The sequence below is a fragment of the Streptomyces sp. JLBG701 genome, from assembly GCF_058544905.1.
The window spans coordinates 2,280,672-2,297,762 of record NZ_CM178588.1 but is presented as its reverse complement, the minus strand read 5'-3'; the positions used below and the strand labels follow the sequence as shown (position 1 = coordinate 2,297,762).

The following is a 17,091-nucleotide window of genomic DNA, read 5'->3' as shown; positions in this document are numbered from 1 at the left end:
CCGGGACGATGCCTCTGCAGCAGGACCGGCGGACGGATCCTCGACGCGTCATCCGGTGGGCCCGGGACCGCTGCCTCCGGAGGTACCCCCGAGGCCGAACGGGCAGCCGGGCGCACACACTCCGGCCAGGCCCATGGGCACCCCGGCAGCGCCGCCCGCGCCCGTGACGGCCAACGGCACTCCCTCGCGCCCCGAAGCGGCGTCGTTCGTCGTGGGCCCTGACGGGACCTCGACCGTGCGGGAGAGCGGCGCGGACGACCCTCGGCCCGCCCCTGGTTCGGCCCCCGCCCATCCCCGTATCCCGCGCCTCCGTGCGTACCCCGCTCGCGACGCCGAGCGCCTGGTCCCGCCTCCGCCCCCGCCCTCGGCCCGTTTCCCCGACGCGCCGCCGTCGGCCGGTCGTGATGAGGACCGGCGTGAGAACGAGGGACCGGCCGGGTCCGGCGGCCTTCCGCCTCGGCCGAGCCGTCGGCCCACGGCACCGACCGGCCGCACCGCGCCCGCCGAGAACGCGTCGGAGTCGACGACCCAGCTGCGACCGACCCCCGCACACCAGCCGACCGGTCGAACCGCGCCCCCGGAGAACTCCTCGGAGTCCACGACCCGGCTCCGGCCGATTCCCGCGCACCAGCCGACCGGCCGACCGCGCCCCACGACCACGCCCCCCAGTCCGACCGCCCGGCCGACGTCGCCCCCCGCGTACGGCGCACACGTGCCGCAGTCCCCCGCCGCCCCTCCCACTACCGCGGTCTCTCCCGACCCGGCCCTCGCCTGGAGCGCCTCGACGGCGCCGGGCGGGACCCCGGGTGGCGGTCGACCCATCGTGTCCTTCGGGCAGCCCGAGGGGTTCGACGGCGAGGTGCGGCGGCGTGTGCTGGGCATGCGGGTGCGGTCCAGGACCGCCGCGGCGGCCGCGTGTGTCGTGCTCGGGCTGGGACTCATCGGCGGTGCCGTGACCGGGAGTTGGCTTACGGGGGACTCGGGCGAAGGCGGGTCGGGGGGCACCTTCTCCGCGGCCGCGAGCCTGTGGCACGGCGTTCCCGTCGATCAGCTCTTCCCGCCCACCCTGGACGGCCAGGGCGCCGGGCCCGGTGGCTCGGACCGGACCTGGACCCGGATCGCCGTCGCCCCGGACAGCGGCTGCAAGGGCGCCTTCGACCCACTGCTGAGCAAGGCCCTCGCGCCGGTCGGCTGCGGGCGTCTCCTGCGCGCCACCTACACCGACGCGACCGAGAGCTTCGTCACCACCGTCGGCCTGCTCTTCACCAAGGCCGACGCCGCCGCCATGCGCTCCCTGGCCACCCGCTTCAAGAACGAGGGCCTCGACCGCCGCACCGACCTGATGCCCCGCCCGTTCGCCGCGAACGACACCGTCGCCGCCGACTTCGGCGACAAGCAGCGGGCCACCTGGACCCTCTCCGTACTCACCGACGCCCCCGTCGTCGTCTACGCCGTCTCCGGCTGGACCGACGGCCGCACCGTCGACACCCCGGAGCCCGCCGCGCAGGCCATGACCTCCGGCGCCACCACAGCCCCCGCCCAGGCGGGCCTCGGCAACGAGGCCCAGGGCGTCGCCGACCGCGTCGAACGCGGCCTGCGCAAGACCGTCAAGTCGGCCACGGAGAAGCCGTCATGAGCCGCGGAACGAACATGATGACCCGCAGGGCCGGCCTCCTCGGCGTCCTCCTCGCCGCCTCCCTCGCCCTCGTCCCGCCCACCGCCGCGCACGCCGACGAGATACGCGCCCAGCAGTGGGCCCTGGACGCCATGCACACCCAGGAGGCCTGGCAGACCACCAAGGGCAAGGGCATCACCGTCGCCGTCCTCGACACGGGCGTCGAGGCCGACCACCCCGACCTCGAAGGCAACGTCCTCACCGGCAAGGACATGATCGGCTTCGGCGCCAGCCAGGGCGACGAGACCTGGGCCCGGCACGGCACCGCCATGGCCGGCATCATCGCGGCCCACGGACACGGCGCGGGCAACGCCGACGGCGTCATGGGCATCGCCCCCGAGGCCAAGATCCTCCCCGTCCGCGTGATCCTCGAAGACGGCGACTCCGCCCGCGGCAAGGCCCGCACCAGCCGCGGCAACGCCCTCGCCGAAGGCATCCGCTGGGCCGCCGACCACGGCGCCGACGTCATCAACCTCTCCCTCGGCGACGACTCCAAGTCCGCGCACCCCGAACCCGCCGAGGACGAAGCCGTCCAGTACGCGCTGAAGAAGGGCGCCGTCGTCGTCGCCTCGGCCGGCAACGGCGGTGAGAAGGGCGACCACATCTCCTACCCGGCCGCCTACCCGGGCGTGATCGCCGCGACCGCCGTCGACAAGTACGGCACCCGAGCCGCCTTCTCCACCCGCCGCTGGTACGCCACGGTCAGCGCCCCCGGCGTCAACGTCGTCATCGCCGAACCGGACCACCGGTACTACGAGGGCTGGGGCACGAGCGCGGCCTCCGCCTTCGTCTCCGGCGCCGTCGCCCTGATCAAGGCCGCACACCCGGGCCTGACCCCGGCCCAGATCAAGAAGCTCCTGGAGGACACGGCCCGCGACGCCCCCGCCGGCGGCCGGGACGACTCCCGAGGCTTTGGTTTCGTCGACCCGGCGGCCGCCATCAAGGCCGCCGCCCGCATCAAGCCGGAGAGCCTCAAGGCGGCGGCGTACGACGAGAAGTACTTCGGCTCCGGCCCCGACGCCGCCGAGAGCGAGGACGACACGATCGGCTGGGCGGGCCCTCTCGCGGGCGGCCTGGGCGCACTGCTGCTGATCATGGCGGTCGTCCTGTGGCGCGGCCGCCACGAACGGTATGACGAAGTCCAGGACCTCTAGTCCAGGACCTCTAGGAAACAGAAGCGGTCGTCGAATCCGAGGCGGCGGGGGAGGCCGACGCGTCCTCCCCGGTGAACACCGAGACCGCCGCTTCCGCCGCCGCCTCGACCAGCGAGATCCCCTTCGCCTGCGTCGTACTGCCGTTGGACAGCGTGGCCACCAGATAGTCGTGACCGTCGACGGTCACCCGCCCGATGCTGTTGATGTCCCACAGCCCGGTCGCGCTCCGCGGCAGCCAGCCGTTCTTCAGCGCCCACTCGGAGCCGTCGGCGGTGGCCGACACCCCCCAGTGCTGACCGGCGGCTATCTGCCCCATCAGCTGCCGCAGATACGTCTGCGAGGACTTGCTCAGCTCGGAGTCGTCCCCGAACACCTGCTGGAGCAGGGTGAGTTGGTCGGCGGCTGTCGTCTGGGTGAGACCCCACAGCATGTTGTCGCCGCCCTCGGTGTCCGTGAGCCCGAAACGCTCGTTCGCGGCGGCGAGCCCCTTCGCCTTGCCGATGGTGCGCCACAGCGCCGACGCGGCGGTGTTGTCGCTGTTCTCGATCATCGAGGTGGCGTACGTCTTCTCCGTCGACGTGAGCTGACGTCCCGCGTCCTGCGCCTGGAGCAGCAGCGTCGCCAGGATGTCGACCTTGACGATGCTCGCCGTGTCGAAGCTGCCCTCGCCGTACGAGGCGCTCTCGCCGGACTCCAGGTCGAGCACGGCCACCGAGACCTCCGCGCCCTTCTGCACGGTCACCGACTCCATGGCCTGGGCCAGCAACTCGTCGTAGTCCACCGCCGGCACCACAACGGGCTCCACCGATGCCTCCTTGCTCGCCGAGACCGAGGAAGAGGCCGAGGAAGAGGCCGACGGCGTCGTGGCCGAGGATACGGCGCTCGTCCCGTCGTGCGCCTGCGCCTTGACGTACACGGTCCCCGCGGCCGTACCGCCCACGACGGCGACGGTGGCGAGGGCCGTGTAGATCAGGGGGCGGCGCCGAACCGGGTGAGCGCGGAGGCTACGGCGGACTCTGGAAGACTCCATGCTCGCGATGGTCCGCGCGCCGACTGTGCGGGCCGTTAGACGCAAGTTAGATGTGTGTCAGGGAAATCTGAGAATCCGGTGAATCGCGTGTCCGCCAGGTTTCAGGGGCCGCACAGGCACAGCAGCTTCCCCCCGATAGGGTCGGTGACCGTGGCGAACAAGAACATTCCCGACTCAGGCTTCTCCGACGACGACGGCTCGGCCGACCCCCGGCTGAGCGCGGCGCTCACCGCCTGGGCCGAGGACCGCACCGCCGTGGGCCCCGTCCTGGCGGCCCTGAAGGGCGCCCGGCTGCTCGTCCCCGTCGTGGCCGTGCTCGGCGAGGTCGAGGAGGACAGCGAGGAGGGGGGCGAAGCTCCTTGGAAGGGTGGTGGTGGGAGACGGGAGGGCGGGCTGCGCCGCGAGAAGACCAGCGACATGGCCGTACCGACCCTGAAGGCCGGCGCCCGCACCGCGCTCCCGGCCTTCACGTCCACCGACTCGCTGGCCCGCTGGGACCCGGCGGCCCGCCCCGTGGCCGTACCTCTGCACCAGGCCCTGCAGGCCGCCGTGCACGAGAAGGCGGACACGATCGTGCTCGACATGGCAGGGCCGGTGCCCTACGAGCTGACGGGGTCCGCGCTGCGCGCGCTCGCCGAGGGGCGTACGACGGCCGATCCGCTCGCCGATCCGGCGGTGGTCGAGGCGGTACGGGCCGCAGTGGCCGCCGAGCCCGCCGTGCTGCGGGCCCACCTCGGGCCCGGGCAGGCCGACGGCACCCTCGCCCTCGTACTGGACGCGTCCGCAGCCCCCGCCGAGGCCGCGCGCGCGGTCGCCGAGCGGCTCGCCGCCGACGAGACGCTGAGGGCCCGCCTGGTGCGCGGCCTCGACCTGGCGCTGCTGCCGGCCGGGGCGACACCGCCGGGCGAGCCCTTGTACGTACGTCCGTGAATCAGCCGTAGATCGGGCCCGTGTACTTCTCGCCCGGGCCCTGGCCCGGGTCGTCCGGGGCGAGCGACGCCTCGCGGAACGCCAGCTGGAGCGACTTCAGGCCGTCGCGCAGCGGCGCCGCGTGGAAGGAGCTGATCTCGGTCGCGCTGCCGTCCAGCAGACCGGCGAGGGCGTGGATCAGCTTGCGCGCCTCGTCCAGGTCCTTGTACTTGTCACCTTCGTCCGTCAGACCGAGCTTCACGGCGGCGGCGCTCATCAGGTTCACGGCGACCGTCACGATCACCTCGACCGCGGGGACCTCCGCGATGTCGCGGGTCATGGCGTCGAAGTCGGCGTTCTGGGGGGTCTCACTCATGCGGGACACGATAGGTCCCGGGCGGAGCACGACCCCATTTGGCCTCGGTTAGCCGTTACACGCCCAAGCTGCTAGCCTTGTGTAACGACCGGCTGGACACCACCATGTCCGGCCCACAAGTGGAGGCTCCGATCTCCCACCTGACCGTCCCCCGGGACGGCGGGTCACCCCGGTCAGGCGGCCACCATCGTTCCGTACGGACGATGGAGTCGCCCGAAAGTGCGCCCCGCGGTCACCGCGGCGGTGCTCCGGTAGTGCTTTGGAGCTCCGTCTGTGACCGGTCGGGGCATTTTTTGTGCGCCGGACCGGTTAGGTCTAACGAAAAGAGACGTTACGCGGCTGTCCGCCAGACCGTCGCGTGGTGCTACCGAGGAGGATCCATCAGCACCGAGCCCCGCATCAACGACCGGATTCGCGTTCCCGAAGTGCGACTTGTCGGTCCCAGCGGCGAGCAGGTCGGGATTGTCCCGCTTGCCAAGGCCCTTGAGCTTGCTCAGGAGTACGACCTCGACCTGGTCGAGGTGGCGGCGAGCGCTCGCCCGCCCGTGTGCAAGCTCATGGACTACGGGAAGTTCAAGTACGAGTCGGCCATGAAGGCCCGTGAGGCGCGCAAGAACCAGGCGCACACGGTCATCAAGGAGATGAAGCTCCGGCCGAAGATCGACCCGCACGACTATGACACCAAGAAGGGTCACGTCGTCCGGTTCCTCAAGCAGGGTGACAAGGTCAAGATCACGATCATGTTCCGTGGTCGCGAGCAGTCCCGGCCCGAGCTGGGCTACCGACTGCTGCAGCGTCTCGCGGAGGATGTCCAGGACCTCGGGTTCATCGAGTCGAACCCGAAGCAGGACGGCCGCAACATGATCATGGTCCTCGGTCCGCACAAGAAGAAGACCGAGGCGATGGCCGAGGCCCGCCAGGCCCAGGAAGCCCGCAAGGCAGAAGCGAAGGCCAACCCCGGCAAGTCGCAGAACGCCGCGGAGTCCGGGGCTGACGACATCGAGGTCAACGACGTCGAGGTCGCCGAGGCTCCGGCCGAGGCTTCCGCCGAGGCGTGATCCCGGGGGACGCGAGTCCCCAGGATGTAACCGATACAAGAGCGACGCTCCACCGTGCCCGGTTTCACGACCGGGCACCGGAGCGCCACCGACGAGGAGAGTACGGCGCTATGCCGAAGAACAAGTCGCACAGCGGTGCCAGCAAGCGCTTCAAGGTCACGGGCTCCGGCAAGGTGCTCCGCGAGCGCGCCGGCAAGCGCCACCTGCTCGAGCACAAGTCGTCCCGCGTGACGCGTCGCCTCACCGGCAACGCCGAGATGGCCCCGGGCGACGCCAAGAAGATCAAGAAGCTTCTCGGCAAGTGACGTACGCGGCGCTCGCGTCGAGCGCCGTACGTCTGGACCGGGACCCCATCGATTCCGGGCCGTGTGAGTCCAACCACGGCCCCGCTACAAGGAGTTAAAAAGTGGCACGCGTCAAGCGGGCAGTCAACGCCCACAAGAAGCGCCGGGCGATCCTCGAAGCAGCTTCCGGCTACCGCGGTCAGCGTTCGCGTCTGTACCGCAAGGCCAAGGAGCAGGTCACCCACTCGCTGGTCTACAACTACAACGACCGCAAGAAGCGCAAGGGCGACTTCCGTCGGCTGTGGATCCAGCGCATCAACGCTGCCGCCCGCGCCAACGGCATCACCTACAACCGCTTCATCCAGGGTCTGAACGCCGCGAACATCGAGGTGGACCGCAAGATCCTGGCCGAGCTGGCCGTCAACGACGCCGGTGCGTTCGCCGCGCTCGTCGAGGTCGCCCAGAAGGCGCTGCCGGCGGACGTGAACGCGCCCAAGGCGGCGTGACGCTGCGCTGGCTTGAGCCGTGACTTGAAGGACCCGCAGGTTTTGAGCCTGCGGGTCCTTTGTTGCTGACCCGGCCTCGGCGGTTGTTCGGGTGCGGGTCGTTCGTGGCTGGTCGCGCAGTTCCCCGCGCCCCTAGGGGGTTGCGGTTGTCCTGAGATTTGAAGGTGAAGCAGAGAATGTCCCCTCACGGTCCCGAACTCATCTCTCCCCGTTCCTCCCGCGTTGCTGCTGCTCGGCGGCTTGCTCGGCGGAATTTTCGGGGTAAGGAGCGGCTGTTTCTGGCCGAGGGGCCGCAGGCCGTGCGGGAGGCCGCGGGGCACAAGGACACGCTCGTCGAGCTGTTCGCCACCGTCGAGGCCGCGGAGCGGTACGCCGACATCGTCGGTGAGGCCCGTGACGCCGGTGCCCGGGTGCATCTCGCGGACGAGCAGGTCATCGCCGACATCTCCACGACCGTCACCCCGCAGGGGCTGGTCGGGGTGTGCCGGTTCCTCGACACCCCGTTCGAGGAGATCCTCCGGGCCCGGCCCAAGCTCGTCGCCGTTCTCGCGAACGTGCGCGACCCCGGCAACGCCGGCACCGTCCTGCGGTGCGCCGATGCCGCCGGTGCCGAGGCCGTCGTACTGACCGACGCGTCCGTCGATCTCTACAACCCCAAGGCCGTACGGGCCTCCGTCGGCTCCCTCTTTCATCTGCCCGTCGCCGTCGGCGTTCCCGTCGAGGACGCCGTCGCGGGGCTCAAGGAGGCCGGTGTGCGGATTCTCGCCGCCGACGGTGCCGGGGAGGACGACCTCGACGACGAGCTGGACCAGGGCACCATGGGCGGGCCCACCGCCTGGGTGTTCGGCAACGAGGCCTGGGGGCTCCCGGAGGAGACGCGCGCGCTGGCCGACGCCGTCGTACGGGTTCCCATCCACGGAAAGGCCGAGAGCCTGAACCTCGCCACCGCCGCCGCCGTATGTCTCTACGCCTCGGCCCGTGCACAGCGCGCCTCCGGAGGGTGCCGTTCCGTAACCGAGAGCTAGTAGGGTGACCAGCTCGGGGGCCACCTGCGCCGTCTTGAGAGGTGGGGTACGGGGATGAGTGTCGGCACGAGCAGCGCACCGGGAGCACGGGAGACGCGGCAGACCTCCGCGCCCCGGCACGGTGATCTCGCCGAGCTCGGCATCGATCCCGACGACCTGCCCGACGGGCTCGTGATCGCCGACGAGCACGGGCACGTGATCTGCTTCAACGCCGCCGCCGCCCGGATCACCGCCCTGTCCGCAGCCGACGCCCTCGGCCGGCGGCTGGAGAAGGCCCTGCCTTTAGAGGACCTGGAGGGGCGACGCTGGTGGCAGCTCACCGATCCGTACGGCGGTCTCGCCATCCGGGTCGGCCAGCCCGAGCGCAATCTGCTCCTCCCCGGCGGACGTGAGGTCCTCGTCTCCGCGCGCTACGTCCGCACGCAGCCCACCGGCCCCGTCCACCGCGTCGTCGTCTCCCTCCGCGACACCGAGGCACGCCGCCGCACCGAGCGCAGCCACGCCGAGCTGATCGCCACCGTCGCCCACGAACTGCGCTCCCCGCTCACCTCCGTCAAGGGCTTCACCGCGACCCTCCTCGCCAAATGGGAGCGGTTCACCGACGACCAGAAGCGGCTGATGCTGGAGACGGTCGACGCGGACGCCGACCGAGTGACCCGGCTCATCGCCGAACTCCTCGACATCTCCCGCATCGACTCCGGACGGCTCGAACTGCGCCGCCAGCCCGTCGACATAGGCGCGGCCGTCGGACGGCACATCCAGGCGTACGTGGCCGCCGGACTGCCCGCCGACCGATTCCTGCTGCGCATCCAGCACCCGCTGCCCGCCCTGTGGGCCGACCCCGACAAGGTCGACCAGGTCCTCAGCAACCTGCTGGAAAACGCCGTGCGCCACGGTGAGGGAACCGTCACCATAGACGTCACGCCCTCCGAGTCCCCGCGTGAGCGGGAGAACGCGGAGAACGCAGCCACGTCGGTCACGGTGAGCGACGAGGGCACCGGCATCCCGGAGGAGTCCATGAACCGCGTCTTCACCCGCTTCTGGCGGGGCAGCAAGCGCGGTGGCACCGGCCTCGGGCTGTACATCGTCAAGGGCATCGTCGAGGCCCACGGCGGCACCATCACGGTCGGCCGCGCCCCCGGCGGCGGCGCGGAGTTCCGATTTACGTTGCCCGTGGGCACCCCGGCCTATCTGGCCTGAGGCCCCACGGGCGCATTCGCATACGTCAGCCCCGTTAGACTCGGCCTTTGGCACCTTTGTGTCCCGAAGTCGGCCACGATCTGTCAACAGATCCGGGACGGGGACCTCCAGCCAGCCAACCGGAAGCACGGGAAGAGATGTCGGCACCGAATAAGTCGTACGACCCTGTAGAGGTCGAGGCCTTGAAACCGGAAGAGATCGAGCGCAAGCGGGACGAGGCGCTCGCCGCCTTCGCCGCCGCGGACTCCCTCGACGCACTCCAGGAGGCCAAGGTCGCGCACACCGGCGGCAGCTCCCCGCTGGCCCTCGCCAACCGCGAGATCGGCGCACTGCCCCCGCAGGCCAAGGCCGCCGCCGGCAAGCTGGTCGGACAGGCCCGCGGCGCCGTCAACAAGGCCCTCGCCACACGCCAGACCGAGCTGGAGGCCGAGCGCGACACCCGGGTGCTGGTCGAGGAGGCCGTGGACGTCACGCTGCCCTACGACCGTGTCCCGGCCGGCGCCCGGCACCCGCTGACCACGATGATGGAGCGGGTCGCGGACGTCTTCGTGTCCATGGGGTACGAGATCGCCGAGGGCCCCGAGGTCGAGGCGGAGTGGTTCAACTTCGACGCCCTGAACTTCACCCCGGACCACCCGGCCCGGCAGATGCAGGACACCTTCTTCGTCGAGGGCCCCGAGGGCGTCACCGGCGACGAGTCCGGTGTCGTCCTGCGCACCCACACCTCGCCCGTGCAGGCCCGCTCGCTGCTCGACCGGGAGCCGCCCGTCTACATCGTCTGCCCCGGCCGCGTGTACCGCACGGACGAGCTGGACGCCACGCACACCCCGGTCTTCCACCAGATCGAGCTGCTGGCCGTCGACGAGGGCCTGACCATGGCCGACCTGAAGGGCACGATGGATCACATGGTCCAGTCGCTCTTCGGCGCCGACATGAAGACCCGGCTGCGCCCCAACTACTTCCCCTTCACCGAGCCGTCCGCCGAGATGGACATGCTCTGCTACGTCTGCAAGGGCGAGTCCGTCGGCAATCCCGACCGCCCCTGCCGTACCTGCTCCTCCGAGGGCTGGATCGAGCTGGGCGGCTGCGGCATCGTCAACCCGCGCGTGCTGACCGCGTGCGGCGTCGACCCCGAGAAGTACAGCGGATTCGCCTTCGGGTTCGGCATCGAGCGGATGCTGATGTTCCGCCACAACGTAGAAGACATGCGAGACATGGTCGAGGGTGACGTCCGGTTCACCCGGCCGTTCGGGATGGAGATCTGATGCGGGTCCCGCTTTCTTGGCTGCGGGAGTACGTCGACCTGCCGGCGACGGAGACCGGGCGCGACGTCCAGGCCAAGCTCATTTCGGCAGGCCTCGAGGTCGAGAGCGTCGAGCAGCTCGGCGGCGACCTCAAGGGCCCCCTTGTCGTCGGCCAGGTGCTGACCATCGAGGAGCTGGAGGGCTTCAAGAAGCCCATCCGTTTCTGCACGGTCGACGTCGGCACCGCCAACGGCACCGGTGAGCCCCAGGAGATCGTCTGCGGCGCCCGCAACTTCGCCGTCGGCGACAAGGTCGTCGTGGTCCTCCCGGGCGCCGTGCTGCCCGGCAACTTCGCGATCGCCGCGCGCAAGACGTACGGCCACACCTCGCACGGCATGATCTGCTCCGGCGACGAGCTGGGCATGGGCGACGACGGCAGCGGCGGCATCATCGTCCTGCCGCCGGAGCACGAGGTCGGCACCGACGCGATCGAGCTGCTCCAGCTCGTCGACGAGGTCCTCGACATCGCCGTCACACCCGACCGCGGCTACTGCCTGTCGCTGCGCGGCATCGCCCGCGAGACCGCCACCGCCTACGGCCTGCCGCTGCGCGACCCGGCCCTGCTCGACGTGCCCGGTCCGAACGCGTACGGCTACCCGGTCCAGGTCTCCGACCCGCTCGGCTGCGACCGCTTCACCGCCCGCACGGTCACCGGGCTCGACCCGGACGCGCACTCCCCGATCTGGCTCAAGCGCCGCCTCCAGAAGGCCGGCATGCGCCCGATCTCGCTCGCCGTCGACATCACCAACTACGTGATGCTGGAGCTCGGCCAGCCCCTGCACGCCTACGACCGCTCCCGCGTCCAGGGTGCGATCGGCGTGCGCCGGGCCGAGCAGGGCGAGAAGCTCACCACCCTCGACGGCGTCACGCGCACGCTGGACGCCGAGGACCTGGTGATCACCGACGACCGCGGGCCGATCGGCCTCGCGGGTGTCATGGGTGGCGCCAACACCGAGATCGACGACACCGAGGGCACCACCACCGAGGTCGTCGTCGAGGCCGCCCATTTCGACCAGATCACGATCGCGCGCACGGCCCGCCGCCACAAGCTGGCGTCGGAGGCCTCCAAGCGCTTCGAGCGCGGCGTCGACCCGCTGGCCGCCTCCGCCGCCGCCCAGCGCACGGTCGACCTTCTGATCCTCCTCGCGGGCGGCACCGCCGACGCCGGCGTCACCGAGGTCATCGCGCCCTCCGCGCCGCACACCATCGCCATTCCGGCGGACCACCCCGACAAGGTGGCCGGTGTCGACTACGGCCGCGAGACCGTCGTACGCCGTCTCCAGGAGGTCGGCTGCGACGTCTACGGGCAGGACGAGCTGATCGTCACCGTCCCGTCCTGGCGGCCCGACCTCACCGACCCGAACGACCTGGCCGAAGAGGTCATCCGCCTGGAGGGCTACGAGAACCTGCCCTCCACGCTGCCCAAGCCCCCGGCGGGCCTCGGCCTCACCGAGCGGCAGCGGCTGCACCGCCGGGCCGGGCGCGCGCTGGCCGGTGCCGGGTATGTCGAGGCGCTGAACTACCCGTTCATCGGGGAGCAGATCTTCGACCAGTTCGGTCTGGCCGCCGACGACCCGAAGCGCAAGGTCGTCAAGCTGGCCAACCCGCTCTCCGACGAGGAGCCCGCGCTCCGCACGACGCTGCTGCCGGGCCTGCTCGGTGCCCTGCGGCGCAATGACGGTCGCGGCTCCCATGACCTGGCGCTCTTCGAGACCGGGCTGGTCTTCCACCCGCGCGAGGAGCTGAAGGTCGCCGGGCGCCTGCCCGTCGACCGGCGTCCCACCGACGAGGAGATCGCGTCCCTCACGGCCGCCCTCCCCGAGCAGCCTCGCCACGCCGCGGTCGTCCTCGCGGGCGCCCGCGAGGAAGCCGGCTGGTGGGGCAAGGGCCGCCCGGCCGACTGGGCCGACGCCATCGAGGCCGCGCGCGTCCTCGCCCGCGAGGCCGGCACCGAGCTCGTCGTCCGGGGCGGCCAGTACGGGCCGTGGCACCCGGGGCGCTGCGCCGAGCTGGTTGTGGTGATCGACGGTGGCGAGCGGGTCATCGGGTACGCCGGTGAGCTGCACCCCGGTGTACTGAAGCATCTGGGGCTGGCCGCGCGTACCTGTGCGATGGAATTGAACCTGGACGCGCTGGAGTCGGCGAGCGCCGGTGTGCCCAAGGGACCGCACATCTCCACGTTCCCTGTCGCCACGCAGGATGTCGCGCTGGTCGTCGACAAGTTCATTCCGCATGCGGATGTCGAGGCGGCGTTGCGTGACGGGGCCGGTGAACTGCTGGAGTCCATCCGGTTGTTCGACGTGTACGAGAACGCCGAGCAGCTTGGTGAGGGGCGGAAGTCGCTGGCTTATGCGTTGCGGTTCCGGGCGGGGGATCGGACGCTGACCGTTGATGAGGCGTCTGCGGCTCGGGATGCGGCGGTTGCGCTTGCGGGGTCGCGTACGGGGGCTGTTTTGCGCGGGTAGTCGTCGTGGGGGACTGCGTTGTTCGCCGGCTGCGGGTTCGTTGTGGCTGGTCGCGCAGTTCCCCGCGCCCCTTGTGGGGGGCCAGCCCCCCACACCCCCCATCGGACACCTCACTCATTTGGGTGACAACCCTGGGTGATCTGGTCCGGGGTCGCTCAGAGCGTGCTGTTGCGGCCGCTGCCTCCCCGGATCGACGGGCTGAATGTCGCCAACGCGCAGCTGTCCGCGGACACGGGCTCGCCGCGATCGGGACCGTCGCCGCCCTGCTCGGCAGCTTCCGCGCGGCCGTGCACGACGAGGCCCGGCTCGACGGTGTGCTGCTCCGGCTGGAGCGCGCGCGAGGAGCATCCCTCGGCCGGGGTGGACGTGGAGAGCCCGGTCGCCGAGGAGTTGGTCACCGTACTGCTGCCCCGCAGCCGACAAAGCACCTTTAGCGCAACGGCGATCAGTCGCTCGGCCCAGCCGGCGAAGCCGTCCGCCCCGCCACGGAGTGTCGGGCAGGCAGCTGGGCGGACGGCGCTAATCGGGCCACCGCACTGTACGAGGGGGAGCCGGCGGCCCGGCCGGCCTCTTGCGAGGCATTTCAGTCAACCGGCTGGAAACTCTCAGCGACAGTGCGCACACAGCCCGGAAACGAGTATTCCGTTCACACCCCGTGTGAACCCGTTCGCACTACTCTGACCGCACCGAGCCACCCGGGGGGCATATATGCAGCCCAATACTCTGCTGGACGCGATCCTGGACGAGGCCGGGATCTCGCACGCGGGACTTGCCGCACATGTGAACCAGGCAGGGCGGGCCCGGGGGCTCGCGCTGAGATACGAACACACCGCCGTCGCACGGTGGTTGAAGGGACAGCGGCCGCGCGGCCAGGTGCCCGACCTGATCTGCGAGGTGCTCGCCGGCCGGCTGCATCGTCCTGTCACCCTCGACGACATCGGCCTCGGCGTCCCCGGTGAGCCGTCCACCCCGCACGGCACCACGCTGTCCGGCTTCGTCGAGCGGGCCACCGCACTGTGGCGCTCCGACGAGCAGCAACGCCCGCACATACTCGGCGCCCCCGCCGTCACCGGAACGCCCGCCGTGATGCCCGTATGGGAGTGGGAGAACCCGCCCGAGGACGTCGATGTCTCCCGCGGCGGACGGCACCGCGTCAGCATGGCCGACATCGAGATGCTGCGCGCCGCCCGTGCCCACTACGAGCAGCTGTACCGCAAGGCCGGCGGAGTGGCGACCCGCGCCCGTATCGTCGGCTTCCTCAACGCCGAGACCGCGCCGCTCCTGCGGGGCAGCTACACCGACGCCACCGGCCGCCAACTCCACCGGGCCACCGGCGGGTTGGTGGCGATCGCCGGCATCTGCGCGTACGACTCCGACGCCCACGGGCTCGCCCAGCGCTACTTCCACCAGGCCCTCAGGCTCGCGAAGGCCAGCGGGGACAGGGGGCTTGGGGCCTACGTCATCGCCCTGCTGGTCAACCAGTCGCTGTTCATGCGGGAGTACCGCCAGGCCGTGGCCTTCGCCGAGGCCGCGCTGCGTGCCGCCGGCAAGCACATCACCCCGGCGCTCGCCTCCGACCTCTACGCGATGCAGGCCAAGGCGTACGCGCACCTGGGCGATGGTACGAGCGCCCTGTCGTGCATCCGGCGTGCCGAGGCCGCCGCCGAACGCATCCGGCGGGGGTACGAACCCGACGAGACCGGCTATGTCCAGCCGGGACTGGTCAACGTCCAGGTGGCGGAGGCGCTGCTCAGCCTCGGTGACCTGGTGGCGGCGGGCGAGCATGCCACGGCCGCCGTGGACAATCCGGCCCACGACCGCGGGCGGGTGCACCGACTCGGCATGCTCAGCCAGATCGAGCTGCGGAAGGGGGACGCCGACAAGGCGGTGGCCACCGCGGTGCTGATGGCCGAGCAGGCAAGGGGGATGGAGTCCCAGCGGCTCCGTGACAGACTCCGCGCGGTGCGCGAGCACCTGGTCCGCAGCGGCGGCGCGGGCACGGCCGAGGCCGCCGAACTGATCGACGGGGCGCTGCGCGTACCGCTGTAGAAATATCTGGATTTCCCGTCCACTGTGCGGAATGCGGCTCTTCCGCTGCGCCGCAGGCTGCCCGCTGTGCGCCTGCTGTCAGACCGCTCCTGCTGCGATATTGCCACTTACTCGGCGGAAGGTGGCAGAACCGTGCAGTGGACGAAACAGAACGAACAAACTGTGTATGAAAACCGCTGGTTCAGCGTCAATCTCGCAGATGTGGAGCTGCCGGACGGTCGGCACCTCGATCACTTTTTAATACGGCTGCGGCCCGTCGCCGTGGCCACGGTGGTGAACGAGGCCAACGAAGTCCTCCTCCTGTGGCGTCATCGCTTCATCACCGACAGCTGGGGATGGGAGCTCGCGGCCGGCGTCGTCGAGGACGGCGAGGACATCGCGGGCGCGGCCGCCAGGGAGCTGGAGGAAGAGACGGGATGGCGGCCGGGACCCCTGCGCCACCTCCTGAGCGTGGAGCCGTCCAACGGGCTCACCGACGCCCGGCACCACATCTACTGGGCCGACGAGGGAGAGTACGTGGGGCACCCCGTGGACGACTTCGAGTCGGACCGTCGGGAATGGGTCCCGCTCAAACTCGTCCCCGACATGGTCGCCCGCGGCGAGGTCCCGGCCGCCAACATGGCAGCCGCGCTACTCCTGTTGCACCACTTGAGGCTCGGGCAGGACGCTTTGCCCTGATCCCCCCCAGCCCCCCCCACCGCGTCCAAGTCCCTAGTGGCCCAGTGCCTGCCAGACGGCCACGATGAGCGCGCCCACCGCCGTGACGGCCGCCACGGCGGGAAGGGGCCAGCGGGCGTGTTCCAGCGCGACGATCCGTGAACTGAGGTCGTCGACTTCCTTGTCCGTCTCCTCGGTGCGATGGCTCAGCAGGGCGAGCCCTCCCTCGACGCGCGCGTAGGCGACATCGAGGCGACGGCGTAACTCTGCGAGTTCTCCATGGACCACGGGATGCTCGGGGTCGGCGGTCACTTGTCCGCTCCTTTCCGTAGTCGGAACATCCCTTGCATGCGCATGAAGAGTCAACTCGCCTGGTGGGCGGGTGGGGAGAGTGTGCGACAGGCATATGCGAGTCCGGGGCGCACACGGTGTGTGAATGCCGCGGGCCCGGCACTGCGGTGAGTGCCGGGCCCGTACACGCCAAAGTCTTACGTTACGTAATCAACCCTGGGTCGATCAGGCGTAGGTGTAGAAGCCCGAGCCGGACTTCCGGCCCAGCCGGCCCGCGTCGACCATGCGCTGGAGCAGTGGGGGAGCGGCGTAGAGCGGCTCCTTGTATTCGTCGTACATGCTCTGCGCCACCGAGGCCACCGTGTCCAGGCCGATCAGGTCGGACAGCTTCAGCGGGCCCATCGGGTGGGCGCAGCCGAGTTCCATGCCGTTGTCGATGTCCTCGCGGCTGGCCATGCCCGACTCGAACATCCGGATGGCGGAGAGGAGATACGGGATCAGCAGGGCGTTGACCACGAAGCCCGAGCGGTCCTGGGCGCGGATCGCGGTCTTGCCGAGGACCTTCTCGGCGAAGAGCTGCGCCCGGCCGAGCGTGCCCTCGGACGTGGTGAGCGCCGGGATCAGCTCGACGAGCTTCTGCACCGGGGCCGGATTGAAGAAGTGGATGCCGACGACCTGGTCCGGCCGCGAGGTGGCGACCGCCAGCTTGACCAGCGGGATCGAGGAGGTGTTGGAGGCCAGGATGGCGTCGGGCCGGGTCACGACCTGGTCCAGGACCTGGAAGATCTCGGTCTTCACCTGCTCGTTCTCGACGACGGCCTCGATCACCAGATCGCGGTCCGCGAACTCGCCGAGGTCGGTGGTGAAGCTGAGCCGCGCCTGCGTGTCCGCCAGCTCTTCCGCGGAGATCTTGCCCCGCTCGGCCGCCTTGGACAGGGAGTTGGACAGCCGGGTCCGGCCGAACTCCAGGGCCTCGCCGGTGGTCTCGGCGACCTTCACGTCCAGGCCGGCGCGGGCGCACACCTCGGCGATGCCCGCTCCCATCTGGCCGCAGCCCACCACTCCGACCCGTTCGATGTCGGTCACATCGTCCCTTTCGCTGGTCTAC

At 70.6% G+C, this 17,091-nt stretch carries 16 protein-coding genes and 1 pseudogene; 13 read left to right on the top strand and 4 right to left on the bottom strand.

The features are described from left to right. Positions 1–712 precede the first annotated feature (712 nt). Positions 713–1,636, top strand: coding sequence for a hypothetical protein (locus tag AC5DRG_RS10580; protein WP_491809740.1), 924 nt, complete (start codon positions 713–715; stop codon positions 1,634–1,636). Further along, positions 1,633–2,829, top strand: a complete 1,197-nt coding sequence (mycP, locus tag AC5DRG_RS10575; RefSeq protein ID WP_491809739.1) for a type VII secretion-associated serine protease mycosin — start codon at positions 1,633–1,635, stop codon at positions 2,827–2,829. The genes AC5DRG_RS10580 and mycP overlap by 4 nt, the downstream gene beginning before the upstream one ends. A gap of 10 nt (positions 2,830–2,839) precedes the next feature. On the opposite strand, the gene AC5DRG_RS10570 is transcribed toward mycP, so the two are convergent. Next, positions 2,840–3,859, bottom strand: a complete 1,020-nt coding sequence (locus AC5DRG_RS10570) for a serine hydrolase (protein ID WP_491809738.1) — start codon at positions 3,857–3,859, stop codon at positions 2,840–2,842. Positions 3,860–4,009: 150 nt separating this feature from the next. On the opposite strand from AC5DRG_RS10570, the gene AC5DRG_RS10565 reads away from it, so the two are divergent. After that, positions 4,010–4,789, top strand: a complete 780-nt coding sequence (locus tag AC5DRG_RS10565; protein ID WP_491809737.1) for an SseB family protein — start codon at positions 4,010–4,012, stop codon at positions 4,787–4,789. A gap of 1 nt (position 4,790) precedes the next feature. On the opposite strand, the gene AC5DRG_RS10560 is transcribed toward AC5DRG_RS10565, so the two are convergent. Further along, positions 4,791–5,144 carry a DUF1844 domain-containing protein gene (locus tag AC5DRG_RS10560; protein ID WP_491809736.1) on the bottom strand — a complete coding sequence of 118 codons (354 nt, stop codon included), beginning with the start codon at positions 5,142–5,144 and terminating at the stop codon, positions 4,791–4,793. Between the two features lie 380 nt (positions 5,145–5,524). Between AC5DRG_RS10560 and infC the strand changes: the two genes are divergently transcribed. From infC to AC5DRG_RS10510, 10 genes and pseudogenes are all read left to right on the top strand, one after another. Beyond that, positions 5,525–6,202, top strand: coding sequence for a translation initiation factor IF-3 (gene infC / locus AC5DRG_RS10555; protein ID WP_491813010.1), 678 nt, complete (start codon positions 5,525–5,527; stop codon positions 6,200–6,202). 110 nt (positions 6,203–6,312) lie between these two features. Beyond that, a complete protein-coding gene (rpmI, locus tag AC5DRG_RS10550) occupies positions 6,313–6,507 on the top strand; it encodes a 50S ribosomal protein L35 (RefSeq protein ID WP_015661694.1) in 195 nt (64 codons plus the stop codon). A 101-nt stretch (positions 6,508–6,608) separates the two neighbouring features. Beyond that, the gene (rplT, locus tag AC5DRG_RS10545; protein ID WP_105974242.1) at positions 6,609–6,992 is read left to right on the top strand and encodes a 50S ribosomal protein L20; all 384 of its coding nucleotides are present in this window, start codon (positions 6,609–6,611) and stop codon (positions 6,990–6,992) included. 176 nt (positions 6,993–7,168) lie between these two features. Then, complete coding sequence (locus AC5DRG_RS10540; protein ID WP_491809735.1) at positions 7,169–8,017, top strand: TrmH family RNA methyltransferase; 849 nt, start codon at positions 7,169–7,171, stop codon at positions 8,015–8,017. 54 nt (positions 8,018–8,071) lie between these two features. After that, on the top strand, positions 8,072–9,217 hold the full coding sequence (locus AC5DRG_RS10535) for a sensor histidine kinase (RefSeq protein WP_491809734.1): 1,146 nt from the start codon (positions 8,072–8,074) through the stop codon (positions 9,215–9,217). A 137-nt stretch (positions 9,218–9,354) separates the two neighbouring features. After that, on the top strand, positions 9,355–10,482 hold the full coding sequence (gene pheS / locus AC5DRG_RS10530) for a phenylalanine--tRNA ligase subunit alpha (RefSeq protein ID WP_491809733.1): 1,128 nt from the start codon (positions 9,355–9,357) through the stop codon (positions 10,480–10,482). Next, the gene (gene pheT, locus AC5DRG_RS10525) at positions 10,482–12,986 is read left to right on the top strand and encodes a phenylalanine--tRNA ligase subunit beta (protein ID WP_491809732.1); all 2,505 of its coding nucleotides are present in this window, start codon (positions 10,482–10,484) and stop codon (positions 12,984–12,986) included. The genes pheS and pheT overlap by 1 nt, the downstream gene beginning before the upstream one ends. 144 nt (positions 12,987–13,130) lie before the next feature. After that, positions 13,131–13,394 (top strand): annotated as a pseudogene (locus AC5DRG_RS10520) (serine/threonine-protein phosphatase); the annotation flags it as partial. Positions 13,395–13,694: 300 nt separating this feature from the next. Next, positions 13,695–15,035 carry an NsdA family TPR-like regulatory protein gene (locus AC5DRG_RS10515; RefSeq protein WP_491809731.1) on the top strand — a complete coding sequence of 447 codons (1,341 nt, stop codon included), beginning with the start codon at positions 13,695–13,697 and terminating at the stop codon, positions 15,033–15,035. Positions 15,036–15,167: 132 nt separating this feature from the next. Then, the gene (locus AC5DRG_RS10510) at positions 15,168–15,713 is read left to right on the top strand and encodes an NUDIX hydrolase (RefSeq protein ID WP_491809730.1); all 546 of its coding nucleotides are present in this window, start codon (positions 15,168–15,170) and stop codon (positions 15,711–15,713) included. Positions 15,714–15,746: 33 nt separating this feature from the next. Here AC5DRG_RS10510 and AC5DRG_RS10505 read toward each other — a convergent pair whose 3' ends face one another. Next, on the bottom strand, positions 15,747–16,004 hold the full coding sequence (locus AC5DRG_RS10505; protein ID WP_194082411.1) for a hypothetical protein: 258 nt from the start codon (positions 16,002–16,004) through the stop codon (positions 15,747–15,749). Positions 16,005–16,208: 204 nt separating this feature from the next. Beyond that, positions 16,209–17,069 (bottom strand): 3-hydroxybutyryl-CoA dehydrogenase, encoded by an 861-nt coding sequence (locus AC5DRG_RS10500; RefSeq protein WP_491809729.1) that lies wholly within the window; start codon positions 17,067–17,069, stop codon positions 16,209–16,211. Positions 17,070–17,091 lie beyond the last annotated feature (22 nt).

Coding starts and splice junctions, on each gene's coding strand:
- mycP (WP_491809739.1), top strand. CDS start 1,633: ATGAGCCGCGGAACGAACATGATGACCCGCAGGGCCGGCCTCCTCGGC.
- AC5DRG_RS10570 (WP_491809738.1), bottom strand. CDS start 3,859: ATGGAGTCTTCCAGAGTCCGCCGTAGCCTCCGCGCTCACCCGGTTCGG.
- AC5DRG_RS10560 (WP_491809736.1), bottom strand. CDS start 5,144: ATGAGTGAGACCCCCCAGAACGCCGACTTCGACGCCATGACCCGCGAC.
- rpmI (WP_015661694.1), top strand. CDS start 6,313: ATGCCGAAGAACAAGTCGCACAGCGGTGCCAGCAAGCGCTTCAAGGTC.
- AC5DRG_RS10540 (WP_491809735.1), top strand. CDS start 7,169: ATGTCCCCTCACGGTCCCGAACTCATCTCTCCCCGTTCCTCCCGCGTT.
- AC5DRG_RS10535 (WP_491809734.1), top strand. CDS start 8,072: ATGAGTGTCGGCACGAGCAGCGCACCGGGAGCACGGGAGACGCGGCAG.
- pheS (WP_491809733.1), top strand. CDS start 9,355: ATGTCGGCACCGAATAAGTCGTACGACCCTGTAGAGGTCGAGGCCTTG.
- pheT (WP_491809732.1), top strand. CDS start 10,482: ATGCGGGTCCCGCTTTCTTGGCTGCGGGAGTACGTCGACCTGCCGGCG.
- AC5DRG_RS10515 (WP_491809731.1), top strand. CDS start 13,695: ATGCAGCCCAATACTCTGCTGGACGCGATCCTGGACGAGGCCGGGATC.